General features: G+C 67.6%; 11 protein-coding genes. 5 read left to right on the forward strand and 6 right to left on the reverse strand.

The window, feature by feature from the left end:
* Nucleotides 1-32 precede the first annotated feature (32 nt).
* A complete protein-coding gene (locus tag B6S44_RS09835) occupies nt 33-1,178 on the reverse strand; it encodes an extracellular catalytic domain type 1 short-chain-length polyhydroxyalkanoate depolymerase (protein ID WP_129156729.1) in 1,146 nt (381 codons plus the stop codon).
* 172 nt (nt 1,179-1,350) lie between these two features.
* Between B6S44_RS09835 and obgE the strand changes: the two genes are divergently transcribed.
* Entirely contained in the window at nt 1,351-2,394 is a 1,044-nt protein-coding gene (gene obgE, locus B6S44_RS09840) for a GTPase ObgE (RefSeq protein ID WP_129156730.1), read from the forward strand.
* An 82-nt stretch (nt 2,395-2,476) separates the two neighbouring features.
* Nucleotides 2,477-3,058: an invasion associated locus B family protein gene (locus B6S44_RS09845; RefSeq protein WP_129156731.1), complete on the forward strand. Its 582-nt coding sequence runs from the start codon at nt 2,477-2,479 to the stop codon at nt 3,056-3,058.
* 7 nt (nt 3,059-3,065) lie between these two features.
* On the opposite strand, the gene B6S44_RS09850 is transcribed toward B6S44_RS09845, so the two are convergent.
* The 3 genes from B6S44_RS09850 to B6S44_RS09860 form a co-directional block, all read right to left on the reverse strand.
* Nucleotides 3,066-4,604 carry an MFS transporter gene (locus tag B6S44_RS09850; protein ID WP_465246099.1) on the reverse strand — a complete coding sequence of 513 codons (1,539 nt, stop codon included), beginning with the start codon at nt 4,602-4,604 and terminating at the stop codon, nt 3,066-3,068.
* A gap of 113 nt (nt 4,605-4,717) precedes the next feature.
* The gene (locus B6S44_RS09855; RefSeq protein WP_129156733.1) at nt 4,718-5,239 is read right to left on the reverse strand and encodes a GNAT family N-acetyltransferase; all 522 of its coding nucleotides are present in this window, start codon (nt 5,237-5,239) and stop codon (nt 4,718-4,720) included.
* 3 nt (nt 5,240-5,242) lie between these two features.
* Complete coding sequence (locus tag B6S44_RS09860) at nt 5,243-7,063, reverse strand: ABC transporter ATP-binding protein (RefSeq protein WP_129156734.1); 1,821 nt, start codon at nt 7,061-7,063, stop codon at nt 5,243-5,245.
* A gap of 108 nt (nt 7,064-7,171) precedes the next feature.
* On the opposite strand from B6S44_RS09860, the gene B6S44_RS09865 reads away from it, so the two are divergent.
* Nucleotides 7,172-8,308: a DSD1 family PLP-dependent enzyme gene (locus B6S44_RS09865; RefSeq protein ID WP_129156735.1), complete on the forward strand. Its 1,137-nt coding sequence runs from the start codon at nt 7,172-7,174 to the stop codon at nt 8,306-8,308.
* A 55-nt stretch (nt 8,309-8,363) separates the two neighbouring features.
* Complete coding sequence (locus B6S44_RS09870; protein ID WP_129156736.1) at nt 8,364-9,146, forward strand: hypothetical protein; 783 nt, start codon at nt 8,364-8,366, stop codon at nt 9,144-9,146.
* A 54-nt stretch (nt 9,147-9,200) separates the two neighbouring features.
* Here the strand turns inward: B6S44_RS09870 and B6S44_RS09875 are convergent, their stop codons facing one another.
* Nucleotides 9,201-10,097 carry a LysR family transcriptional regulator gene (locus B6S44_RS09875; RefSeq protein ID WP_129156737.1) on the reverse strand — a complete coding sequence of 299 codons (897 nt, stop codon included), beginning with the start codon at nt 10,095-10,097 and terminating at the stop codon, nt 9,201-9,203.
* Nucleotides 10,098-10,218: 121 nt separating this feature from the next.
* On the opposite strand from B6S44_RS09875, the gene bdcA reads away from it, so the two are divergent.
* A complete protein-coding gene (gene bdcA, locus B6S44_RS09880; protein WP_129156738.1) occupies nt 10,219-10,932 on the forward strand; it encodes an SDR family oxidoreductase in 714 nt (237 codons plus the stop codon).
* A 79-nt stretch (nt 10,933-11,011) separates the two neighbouring features.
* Here bdcA and B6S44_RS09885 read toward each other — a convergent pair whose 3' ends face one another.
* On the reverse strand, nt 11,012-12,169 hold the full coding sequence (locus B6S44_RS09885) for an amidohydrolase (protein ID WP_164985776.1): 1,158 nt from the start codon (nt 12,167-12,169) through the stop codon (nt 11,012-11,014).
* Nucleotides 12,170-12,247: the final 78 nt, after the last annotated feature.

Below are 12,247 nucleotides of genomic sequence, written 5' to 3' on the forward strand. Positions count from 1 at the left end.
GTCCCGCCCTCCGGGCGGGACCGGCAATTTGGTTACCGCATCAGCCCGGCCGAACGCAGCGCATCCTCGATGATCTTGCGCACGCCGGCGGCTGCAGGCGGCGCAGCCCACCGGTCGGTGTCGCGCGGCGGCTCCGGCCGCGCCGGACCGGCAGCCATCGCAGGTGTTTGTACTGGGAGGGAAGCGGTCGGCGTTCTCACATCCGGCTTGGCCTTCTCGGCCTGACCGGCCGCCAGCCCCCAGAAACCGGCGATCTGCCGTGTCGAGGAAATGCCTGTGGCCAGCATGTACGGCCCCGGTCGGCCGATACCGTCGCCGGCGATCGGCGTGCCGTGACCCATTCCGGCAATGCTGTACTCCTCGATCAGGTCGCGGCCATCAGCGTCACGCCAGACCCGGCGCCTCTGGCCGTCCACCGATTCGCTCACTGAGGGCTCGGCGGGAAGGCCGTGGACGCCGCGCCATTGCGTAATGAGTGCTGCGGCATTAGCCGGGCTCACCGTGCGGTCGGCGCTGCCCTGCCAGATCGAGATCGTCGGCCAGGGTCCGTCATGCCGGGAGGCGGAGCGCAGCAGATCCTGCAGCCGTCGCTCGCCGGGCAGCCCATGGGCGCGCATGCGGTCGAAGGCTTCGGGAATGGTCGCCGCGACGCCATAGGGCAGACCCGCGATGATCGCGCCGCCGGCGAAGAGCTCCGGATAGGTCGCGAGCATGACGCCGGCCATGGCTCCGCCCGCCGATAGTCCGGTGATGAAGACGCGGCGCCGGTCGAGGCCATGGCGCGCGATCATGGCTTCGATCATCTGGTTGATCGAAAGCGCCTCGCCCTTGCCGCGCTGCGTATCGCCCGGCTCGAACCAGTTGAAGCAGAGATTGGCGTTGTTGGCGCGCTGCTGCTCGGGAAACAGCAGCGCAAAGCCGTCGCGATCGGCCAGGGTCGACCAGCCGGAGCCGAGATCATAGCCGGAAGCGGTCTGGGTGCAGCCGTGGAGCACCACGACGAGGGGCGCGCCGGCGGGAATGCCGTGCGGGAGATATGTCCGGGCGAGCAGCGCGCCGGGATTGCTGCCGAACTCCGGCAAGGTGCCAAGGCGGCCGGCCGCATCGATACCCGCCCCCGCCCCCAACTGGGTGCGATAGGCCGATAGGCGGGCGATCGTGTCGGAGAGCTTTCGCATCGTGATGGCCCTTGTATCGTCAGCTGCCGGAGTGGCGCTGGCGGGTGACAACGTCCGAGATGGGCATTCGTTGCTGCACTGCAACATAATTTCGGAAAAGAGCGACGCCGCCCGCCCGGAGAAGCGTCGCGACGCATTGCTCTCCTGCGCTCATGCGACTACCTACTCCTCCATGAAATTCCTCGACCAAGCCAAGATCTATGTGAAGGCCGGTGACGGCGGCGCCGGCTGCGTCTCGTTCCGACGCGAAAAATTCATCGAGTTCGGCGGACCCAATGGCGGCGATGGCGGACGCGGCGGCGACGTCGTGGTCGAATGCGTGCAAGGGCTCAACACCCTCATCGACTTCCGCTTCCAGCAGCACTTCAAGGCCCGGATCGGCGAGCACGGCATGGGCAAGGACCGGCACGGCGCCAATGGCACCGCGATCGTGCTCAAGGTGCCGCCGGGAACCGAAGTGCTCGACGAGGATGGCGAGACGCTGATCGCCGACCTGACCGAGCCCGGTCAGCGCTTCGTCCTGTGCAAGGGCGGCAATGGCGGCTTCGGCAACGCCTATTTCAAGACCGCGACCAACCAGGCGCCGCGCCACGCCAATCCCGGCCTGCCAGGCGAGGAGCGCTGGGTCTGGCTGCGGCTCAAGCTGATCGCCGATGCCGGCCTCGTCGGCCTGCCCAATGCCGGCAAGTCGACCTTCCTCGCCACCGTCACCGCGGCGAAGCCGAAAATCGCCGACTATCCCTTCACCACGCTGCATCCCGGTCTCGGCGTCGTTCGCGTCGATGCGCGCGAGATGGTGCTCGCCGATATTCCCGGCCTGATCGAGGGCGCGCATGAGGGCCATGGCCTCGGCGACCGTTTCCTGGGCCATATCGAGCGGTGCCGCGTGCTGCTGCATTTGGTCGAGGGCACCACCGAGCATGCCGGCAAGGCCTACAAGACCGTGCGCAAGGAGCTCGCCGCCTATGGTGCCGATCTCGACGAGAAGCCGGAGATCGTCGCGCTCTCCAAGGTCGATGCGCTGACGCCGGAGGTGCGCAAGGAACAGCTCGCTCGCTTGAAGCGCGCCGCTGGACGCACCCCGATCGCGCTCTCGGCCGCATCGGGCGAAGGCGTCGAGGCGGCGCTGCGTGCCGTCTTTGCCATCGTGGAGGAAGCGCGCGCCCAGGAGGCCAAGGATGAGGCGCCAGCTGAGGACATCGGCTGGCATCCTTGATGCCCGTTCACAACTCCGGCTTGCGCAAGGATCGATCCTGGTCTTGAACTCGATTTATCGCCGCGACCGGACACGCACTGCCATGAGCCGACCGACCATCCTCGCCCTTTCCATGTCCGTCCTGGCGGCTGGCGCTACGTTGGCCCAGGCCCCGGCGCAGCGCCCTGCCCCGCAGCGGCCGGCCCAGGCACAGACGGCGCCCGCCCCCGGCGCAGTCTCCCAGCCCGACAACACCACCGCGACCTATGGCGACTGGGTGATGCGCTGCCAGGCGAGCGTCGCGGCCCGTATCTGCGAGATCGTCCAGACGCTCGAGCAGCAGGGCCAGCGCGGACCGATCGCGCTCGTCGCCATCGGGCGGCCGGTCAAGGACGAGCCGATCAAGCTCGTCATCCAGGTCCCGCCCAACCTTTCGCTCGGCGACAAGGCCAGCGTGCGCGTCACCGTCGCTGACAAGGACGAGGCGCTCGCCGTATTCCAGCGCTGTCTGCCCGGCGGCTGCTTCGCCGAAGCCAGTCTGAGCGACGAGGTCTTCAAGCGCTGGCGTGGTTTCGGCGAGGCCGGCCAGATGCGCTATCTCGACGCCGCCAAGCGTGAGGTCGCGCTGCCGCTCTCCTTCCGCGGTTTCCCGGCCGCCGCCGAGGCGCTGCAGCGCGAACCCTGACCCCGCGTCAATGCGCCCCTGAAGGCCGGGCGTCGCGCAGGGTCGTCAGCGCCACGGCGATACAGAACACCATGCCGGCGATCGCGATCAGTGCGACCGCATGGAAGCCGGTCATGAAAGCCTCGCGCGCCGCCTGAAGCAGATGCGCCGACTGGTCGGGCGCGAGCCGCTCGGCGGCCGCGAGTGCACCACCCAGCGTCGAGCGCGCCGGCGCCAACGTCGCACCATCGACGCCCGCGACCGAGAGGTCGGCCATGCGGTGGCGATAGAGCGCCGTGCCAAGACTGCCGAAGATGGCAATGCCGAGCGCACCGCCGAGCTCGGCGCTGGTCTCCGACATGGCCGAGGCGGCGCCGGCCCGCTCCTGCGGCGCCGAGCCGACGACAATCCCGGTCGTCAGCGCGATCACCGGCGTGAAGCCGATCGAGAACACGATCGACGCCGCGACGATCTGAATGAGGTTCGGCGCAAAGGCGAGCCAGACGAAGCCGAGGCCCGAGAGCACCATGCCGCCCGCCATCAGCACCGCCGGCTTGAAGCGCATGGTCAGCGGCGTCACAGCAAAGGAAGCGAGGGTGAACGCGATCGCCGACGGCAGCGACCAGATGCCGGCCTCGAGCGGCGTCAGCCCGGCCACCAGCTGAAAATACTGCGCCAGGAAGATGAAGCTGCCGAACATCACCATGATGCCGGCGAGGTTGATCGCCAGCGCAGCGCGGAAGGCGGGAATCCCGAACAGGGCAAGGTCGACCATCGGATCGGCGAGGCGCTTCTGCCGGCGCACGAACACGATGCTGAGCAGAAGTCCGGCAAGGATGAAGGCTGCGGCATAGGCCGAGAGCCCGAACTCGGCCCAGTGCTTCACCCCGTAGATCACCGGCAGGATCACGGCGAGGGAGAGCAATGCGCTGGCGATGTCGAGCCGGCCGGCCTGCGGCGCCTTGTATTCCGGCAGCAGGATCGGGCCGATCACGAGCAGCACCAGCATCGGCGGCACCGCGATCAGGAAGACCGAGCCCCACCAGAAATACTCGATCAACGCCCCGCCGATCAGCGGGCCGATCACCGCACCGGCTGAGAAGCTGGCGATCCACATCGAGATCGCGAAAGTCCGTTCCTTCTCGTCCTCGAACATCACCGCGATCAGCGACAGCGTCGACGGTGCCAGCGTCGCCCCGGCAATACCGAGCAGCGCCCGCGTCACGATCAGCATCTCGGCGCTGTTCGAGAAGGCCGCGACCGTCGACGCGACGCCGAAGGCGGCCGCCCCGATCAGCAGCAGCTTACGCCGGCCGATCCGGTCACCGAGCGTGCCCATCGTCATCAGGAAGCCGGCGACCATGAAGCCGTAGATGTCGATGATCCAGAGCAGCTGACCGGCCGATGGCTTGAGCTCACGCGTCAACGTCGGCACGGCGAGATTCAGGACCGTCAGGTCCATCGAATAGATCATGCAGGGCACGGCGATGGCGATCAGGCCGAGCCATTCGCGGCGTGTCGCCTTGCGCACAGGCGCCTCTGCGGTCGAAGGAACAGTCACAATCAATCCCGTCAGTTTTTTGAGCGGCGACACTGGCAGCCGAATGTGGCAGGTCCTGTCAGCAGGAGCCCGCTCCCGCCGCATGCCCGGTATGCTTGCGCTTGCGCAGCAGCATGACCTCAGCGTTGTGTCGGCCGCTCGCGCCGAAGCAAGAGCGTATCATGCCCCAGGAAGCCGACGATGCGCTCATCGCGGAACCCGGCGCCCCGTGCAAGCCGGAGCGAGGGCTCGTTCCCCGGTGCGATCAGGCAGACGCAGCTTTGATGCGCGGTCTGTCCATCGAGCCAGCCGAGCGCGGCCGTCAGCGCTTCCTTGGCAAAACCGCGGCCATGCGCCCAGGTCGCAAGGACCCAGCCGGCCTCGGGTATGCCGCGGATCGGCGGTTCGACCGCCCGGTGGAAATCGGCAAAGCCGAGATCGCCGACGAAGCGACCACTCGCCTTCTCGGTCAGCGCCCAATAGCCATAGCCGAGCAGCGGCCAGAGCCCGCGATAGCGCAGCAGCCGCATCCACGCCTCCTGGACCGTCGACGGCTGGCCGATATGGCGGACCACCGCCGCGTCGCCCCACATCTGGCAAAGCGGCTCGAAATGCTCGACGCCGTGCAAATCAAGGATCAGGCGCTCGGTTTCGAGGCGGATAGTTCAGCCCTCCGCGAACTGCAAACGATACAGCCGCGCATAGGCGCCGTCGCGCGCGATCAACCCGTCATGATCGCCGGTCTCGATCACCCTGCCCTCGTCGAGCACCACGATCTGGTCGGCCTCGCGCACGGTCGAAAGCCGGTGCGCGATGACGAGCGTGGTCCGGCCCTTCATCAGCTCGGCCAGCGCCTGCTGCACCAGCCGCTCCGACTGGGTGTCGAGCGCGCTCGTCGCCTCGTCGAGCAGCAGGATCGGCGCGTCCTTGAGGATGGCGCGGGCGATGGCGAGGCGCTGGCGCTCGCCGCCGGAGAGCCGTGAGCCGCGCTCGCCGACACGCGTCTCATAGCCATCAGGCATCGCCATGATGAAGTCATGCGCCGCCGCTCCCTTGGCCGCGGCGACGATCTCCGCCTCGCTCGCACCGGGGCGGCCGAAGCCGATATTGGCGCGCACCGTGTCGTCGAACAGCACCACGTCCTGGCTGACTACGCCGATCTGGCTGCGCAGGCTGAGCAGGGTCACGTCGCGGGTATCCTGTCCGTCGATCTCGACCTTGCCCTCGGTCGGATCGTAGAGCCGCGGTACCAGCGCCAGCATGGTCGACTTGCCCGAGCCCGAGCGGCCGACCAGCGCCGTGGTCTTGCCCGCCTCCGCCACGAGGTCGATGCCTTCGAGGCCGCGCTGGTCGTCGCGATAACGGAACCGCAGGTCGCGGAAGGCGACCTCGCCACCGGTCACCGCCAGAGGCTTGGCATCGGGGCGGTCGGTAATCAGCGACTTCTCGTCGATCAGCGCGTAGTAGCGCTTCAGCGAGGCGCCGGCCTCCTGGACGATGGCGTTGAGATTGCCGAGCGAGCGCATCGGCTGCGCCGCGAGCAGCAGCGCCGAGACATAGCCGGTGAAATCGCCGACGGTGGAGCTGCCCGAGGTGATGCGCACGCCGATCGCAGCGAGCACGCCGGCGACCGCGATGCCGCCAGCGACCTCAAGCAGCGGGTCGAGCCGGCCGCGCGCATTCGCCGCCTTCATCTTCAGAGCCCGGATCGTCTCGAAGGCGGTGGCAGCGCGCCCCTTCAGATAGGGCTCGAGCGAATCGGTCTTGGCGACGCGCGCGCCCTGCAGGCTCTCGGTCACCAGGCTCGCCATGATGCCGGTCTGCTCCTGCTGCGAGGCCGCCATCCGGCGCAATTTCTTGCCTATCCGGCCGATCGGCCGCGCGACGATCGGCGCGATCAGGAGCACGACGGCCGTCATCTTCCAGTCGATCCAGAGCATGGCGCCGACCAGCGCGATCGCGGTCATCACGTCGCGGATCGCGATATTGACCAGCCGCGTCAGCGCCTCCTTGACGAAGGTGAAGTCGGTGGTGAAGCGCTGGGTGAGAGAGGCGGGGTTCTCCCGCTGCAGCTGCGCCAGGTCGGCATCGATCAGATGGTCGTAGAGCGCGCTCTGCATGTCTGCCTCGATCCGGCTGACGACGCTGTTGGTCATCACCGTCTGGGTCAGCAGCGAAAAGCCCTTGATCGCGGTGACGATCACCACGACCACGGCGACGGCATTGACCACGCCGATCTCGACATTGATCGATTTCGACACCAGCCGCTCCATCCGGCGCACGAAGCCGGTCGCCTCGGCCCCGATCGGGTCGGCGAAGGCGTCGAAAGCCGCCTTGATCAAGAGCGGATAGAAGCTCGTCGTCGCCGCGATGACCACGACGAGGGCGAGGATGGTGAGCATTTGCGGCAGGTATTGCCGTCCGCGCTCGCGCCAGACTCGGGCAAAGAGCGCAAGGGTGTCGTCGGTGACGCGGCCGATCTTCATGGGGCGCGGCCTAACATGGCCGCCATGCGAGCGCCACTACCGGTCTTGCTCCGGACAAGAACCTGACGTCCCATGGCCATGAGATTGATTCCCCAGATATGAGCGCCCATGCCCCTTACCCCGCCGGCTCGGCCCGGACAGTCCTTCGCCGAGATCGACACCCCCGCTTTGATCATCGATCTCGACGCCTTCGAGCGGAATCTCGTCACCATGGCGGCCTTCGCCGAGGCGAGCGGCGTGCGCCTGCGCCCGCATGCCAAGACGCATAAGAGCCCCGAGATCGCCATGCGCCAGATCGCCCATGGCGCGGTCGGGCAGTGCTGTCAGAAAGTTGGGGAAGCGGAAATCCTGGTCGCCGGCGGCGTCACCGACGTGCTCGTCACCAACGAGATCGCCGGCGCCGCCAAGCTCGACCGGCTGGCCAAGCTCGCCCGCGACGCCCGCATCGGTCTCTGCGTCGACCATCTCGACGGAGTCCATGAGGCGGCCGAAGCGGCAGCGCGCAACGATGTCGTGCTCGACGTGCTGGTCGAGCTCGACATTGGCGGGCGCCGCTGCGGTGTCGCGCCGGGCGAGGCAGCCGTCCGGCTCGCCGAGGCGGTGGCGCGCAGCAACACGCTGCGCTTCCGCGGCGTGCAGGCCTATCACGGCTCGGCCCAGCACATGCGTTCCATCGACGAGCGCAGCGAGGCGATCGAGCGCGCCGGCCTGCTCACCCGCAATGCGATCGAGCGCCTCGCCCAGGCCGGCCTCGCCTGCGAGACCGTCGGCGGCGCCGGCACCGGCACCTTCGAGCTGGAAAGCCGTTCCGGCATCTGGAACGAGCTGCAATGCGGCTCCTACATCTTCATGGACGCCGATTACGCCCGCAATCGCATGGCCGACGGCACGCCCTTCCACACCTTCCAGCACGCGCTGTTTGTGCTCGCCGGGGTGATGAGCAAGCCGGTGCCGGACCGCGCCATCGTCGATGCCGGCCACAAGGCGGCCGCAGTCGATTCCGGCATGCCGGTGCCGTGGCAGCGCGACGGCGTGATCTACACCAAGCCCTCCGACGAGCACGGCATCCTGACCGGCGACCCGGTCGCCGTGCCGCATCGCGGCGACCGCGTTCTGCTCGTGCCCGGCCATTGCGACCCGACCGTCAACCTGCACGACTGGTATGTCTGCGTGCGCGGGCTTTCCGGCCCCGACGCCCATGTCGAGGCGGTCTGGCCGGTGGCCGGGCGCGGGGCGCTCAACTGATTGGGGGCATGATGTCGCCTGAAAACCGGGTTCCACTTTTCGGCATCATGCCCTGATGCTCGCCGAGCTGGCACTGCGTGCCCTGACTCCAGCGGCACCGATGGCGCGCAAGCTCGGACTGCTGCGGGAGGGCATCGCCCTCTGGTCGCGCGGGCGCCGCCAGCGCAAGGCCTGGGAGCCGCATCAGGCCCGCTGCCGTGCCATCATCGCCGAGGTCGCGGCCGCGCTCCCGCGCCGGCGCAAGGCGGTGGCGCTCGGCTCCGGCCCTGTTCGCGACATCCCTTTGGAGGCGCTCTGCGCGAGTTTTGAGCAGGTCGTGCTGGTCGACATCGTCCATCTGCCGTTGCTGCGCCTGAAGCTCTGGCGGCAGGCGAAGGTCAGCCTCCTCAGCCGCGACCTTACCGGCACGATGGCCTGGCTCGCCGGCGAGGCGGACGGACGGCAGGACCCGCTCGCCGATCTCGCCAACGACGACAGCGTCGACCTTGTCGTCTCGGCCAATCTGCTCTCGCAACTCGCCTGGCCGGTGGCCGACTGGCTCGAGGACAATCCCGCCCGCGCCGCCGCCCTGCCCGACAATCTGCCGGCCCGCTGCATTGCCTGGCATCTCGCCGACCTCGCCCGTTTCAAAGGCTATGTCTGCCTGATCAGCGATGTCGAGATGGTCGAACGCGACCGCGCAGGCACCATCCATGACCGGCTCGACCTGATGTACGGCGTCGAGCTACCGAAGGAGGATGAGAGCTGGCTCTGGCCGGTCGCGCCCTTCGGCGAAGCCGAGCGCGACCGGGAATATGTGCACAAGGTCTGTGCATGGCGGAGATTTGGCAGAAGCTGATGGCTGTCAGAGATGGGAAGCGGCGATCGGCATTCGAGAAGCCTTTCACCAGTCTCAGCGATCCCAGTATGGCGGGTCCCCGAAGCTCCTCCGCAGGCTTTCGGCCAAGGCGCGAATTTTCGCCGACGCACCGTGATCGCGGGCATAGGTCAAGAACAGCTCCGCCCCCTCGCTTTCCGCGCCGACATCGAGCGGGACCAACGCGCCGTCCCTGATGCTTTGGTACACGAAGAATGTCGGAAGCAGCGTGATCCCCAGCCCGGCAGCCGCCGCATCCCTCATGACGAGGCCATTGTTGACCCGCAACGCGGCTTTCGGCCTGATGACCGACCAACCATTCTCCGTCGAAAAACGCCAATCGCCGTCGCGGTTCGCGTAGAGGATGCCGCGATGCTGGGCGAGTTCGGCCAGTGATCGAGGCCTGCCATGCTCTTCAAGATAGCCCGGCGAGGCGACCAGCAGCCGGCGGCTGACAGCCAGCCGCTTGGCGATCTGCCGGATATCGCCGACCGCACCGTGCCTGAGTACGGCGTCGAACCCCTCGGCCGCGGCATCGACGAAACGATCGTCCAGCTCGAGCGAGACGTCGATGTCTCGGTGCTCCCTGAGGAACTTGGTCAGCGCCGGGGCGAGGTGGAGGATGCCGAAGCCGACTGGTGCCGATAGCCGCAAAGGGCCTGCCAGTTTTCCGCTGCGCGCCGCGAGTTCCGCGGACGCCTCCTCGGCTTCGCGCAGGATGCGCTGCGCGCGCGGCAGGAACATGTGCCCGCTCTCCGTCAGCGAGAGCTTGCGGGTCGTCCGTTGGATGAGCCGCGCGCCGAGGATATGCTCGAGTTCGGCCAAGCGTTCGCTGACGACGGACTTGGCCAGGCCGAGACGCCGGGACGCCGCGCTGATCGATCCGGCTTCGGCCGTGGCGACAAAGACGACAACTCCGTCGAGCTTCATCATCGTTCGGAAATTCCGGCGACCAGTTTCGGCGTTAGCCGGCTAGTTCGAACAATACCCCAGGTGCATCTATCGATCCAGAAGGCGCGCCAGGTGGCAGCGCCAAATGTCTGGAGATGCGACAATGAGTGATTTCACCGGAAAGAACGTACTCGTCCTCGGCGGGAGCAGGGGCATCGGCGCGGCCATCGTGCGGCGGTTCGCCAAGGGCGGCGGCAAGGTCGCCTTCACCTATGCCGGATCGAAGGATGCGGCAGCGGCCCTGGCTGCGGAAACCGGCGGCGAGGCGATCCGGGCCGACAGCGCCGATCGAGATGAACTGGTCCGCACGGTCGCCGATCGCGGCAAGCTTGACGTGATCATCATCAATGCCGGCGCACTCGTGCTGGGCGATCCCCTGACCCTCGATGCCGATGCAATCGACCGGATGATCGACATCAATGTCCGCGCGCCCTACCACGCCTCGATCGAGGCGGCGCGGCGGATGAACGACAATGGCCGGATCATCGTCATCGGATCGGTCAATGCCGACCGGATGCCGTTCGCCGGCGGCGCCGCCTACGCCCTGACCAAATCGGCGATCCAGGGGATGGTGCGTGGCCTCGCCCGCGATTTCGGTGAGCGGGGCATCACGGTGAACAGCATCCAGCCCGGCCCGACCGACAGCGACATGAATCCCGCCGATGGACCGATGGCGGCGACGATGCACAGCTTCATGGCGATCAAGCGCCATGCCCGGGCAGATGAAATCGCCGAGCTCGCGGCCTACATCGCCGGCCCTCACGGCGCGATGATCACCGGCTCGATGCAGACCATCGATGGCGGCTTCGGGGCTTGACCCGACTGGCTAGAAGATCAGCTTGAACGAGCCCGGTGGCGTAGCAGCCACCGCCTCGACCTGCCCCATCAGGCAAGCCTCACCCCACCACCAGCCGCCGCCTCACGATCTCGGCGTGGAAGCGCGCACCATGGATCAGCCCCTTGTCGTCGAAATCATAACGCGGATTGTGCAGCGGCGCGCTGTCGCCATTGCCGACGAAGGAAAAGCAGCCCGGCACATGGGCGAGAAAGCGCGCGAAGTCCTCCGAGCCGGTGAAGGGCTCGGAGACGACCGAGACATTCTCAGGCCCGAGCACTGCCCGCGCCGCTTCCAGCCCCGCCTCCGTCTGGGCCGGCTGATTGAGCAGCGGCACGAATTCGCGCGTGTAGCTGACCGATTGCTCGACATTGTAGGCGCGCGCGATGCCGTCGCTGATGATGCGCATCTGCGCCTCGATATCGGCGCTGACCTCGGGGTGGAAACTGCGGGCATCGCCGAGGATGCGCGCCTGTCCCGGCAGGGCGTTGCGGGTGCCGTCGGTGATCAGCTCCGTCACCGAGACGACGGCGATCTGAGCCGGGCTCAGCCGGCGTGAGACGATGGTCTGCAGGCTCGTGACCAAAGCGCAGGCGGCGACCAGGGTCTCGTTGCCGACATGCGGGCGGGCGGCATGGCCGCCGACGCCGGTGAGGACGATCTCGAAATTATCCTCCGCCGACATGATCGGCCCGGTCCGGGTCTGGAATTGGCCGACCGGCAGCCTCGGCGCATTATGCAGCCCGTAGATCTCCTCGAACGGGAAGCGCTCCAACAATCCGTCATCGAGCATGGCGAGCGCACCGCGCCCCCATTCCTCGGCCGGCTGGAAAACGAAACGCACGGTGCCGTCGAAGCCGCCATCCGCTGCCAGGAGCTTAGCCGCCCCGAGCAGCATGGCGGTGTGGCCGTCATGGCCGCAAGCGTGCATGACGCCGGGGGTCTGCGACCGGTGCGGGAGCTCGCCCTGCTCGGGGATGCGCAAGGCGTCCATGTCGGCCCGCAGCGCGATCACCCGGTTGCCTCTGCCGCGCGTCAGCGTGCCGACGACGCCGGTGCCGCCGACGCCCTCGGCGACATCGTCGAGCCCGAATTCACGCAGCTTTTCGGCAACGAAGGCACTGGTGCGCTTTTCCTCGAAGCCGAATTCCGGATGGGCGTGCAGGTCGCGCCGCCAAGCAGTCATCTCCTGCACGAGTGTGTCGAGATCGATCGTCACGGGGCCGTCCCTGCCTGCTGCAACGGCTGGAAGACTATGCCGGCGCCGGCGCAAGAGGCGCTGCAATTGCCGGCCCGA

Origin of the sequence: Allobosea sp. Tri-44 (genome assembly GCF_004123845.1) — a bacterium.
Lineage (GTDB): Bacteria > Pseudomonadota > Alphaproteobacteria > Rhizobiales > Beijerinckiaceae > Allobosea.

What these genes read in the sequence shown, in the direction of transcription:
- B6S44_RS09835 (WP_129156729.1), bottom strand. Translation starts at nt 1,178, where the DNA reads ATGCGAAAGCTCTCCGACACGATCGCCCGCCTATCGGCCTATCGCACC.
- obgE (WP_129156730.1), top strand. Translation starts at nt 1,351, where the DNA reads ATGAAATTCCTCGACCAAGCCAAGATCTATGTGAAGGCCGGTGACGGC.
- B6S44_RS09845 (WP_129156731.1), top strand. Translation starts at nt 2,477, where the DNA reads ATGAGCCGACCGACCATCCTCGCCCTTTCCATGTCCGTCCTGGCGGCT.
- B6S44_RS09860 (WP_129156734.1), bottom strand. Translation starts at nt 7,063, where the DNA reads ATGAAGATCGGCCGCGTCACCGACGACACCCTTGCGCTCTTTGCCCGA.
- B6S44_RS09865 (WP_129156735.1), top strand. Translation starts at nt 7,172, where the DNA reads ATGCCCCTTACCCCGCCGGCTCGGCCCGGACAGTCCTTCGCCGAGATC.
- B6S44_RS09870 (WP_129156736.1), top strand. Translation starts at nt 8,364, where the DNA reads ATGCTCGCCGAGCTGGCACTGCGTGCCCTGACTCCAGCGGCACCGATG.
- B6S44_RS09875 (WP_129156737.1), bottom strand. Translation starts at nt 10,097, where the DNA reads ATGATGAAGCTCGACGGAGTTGTCGTCTTTGTCGCCACGGCCGAAGCC.
- bdcA (WP_129156738.1), top strand. Translation starts at nt 10,219, where the DNA reads ATGAGTGATTTCACCGGAAAGAACGTACTCGTCCTCGGCGGGAGCAGG.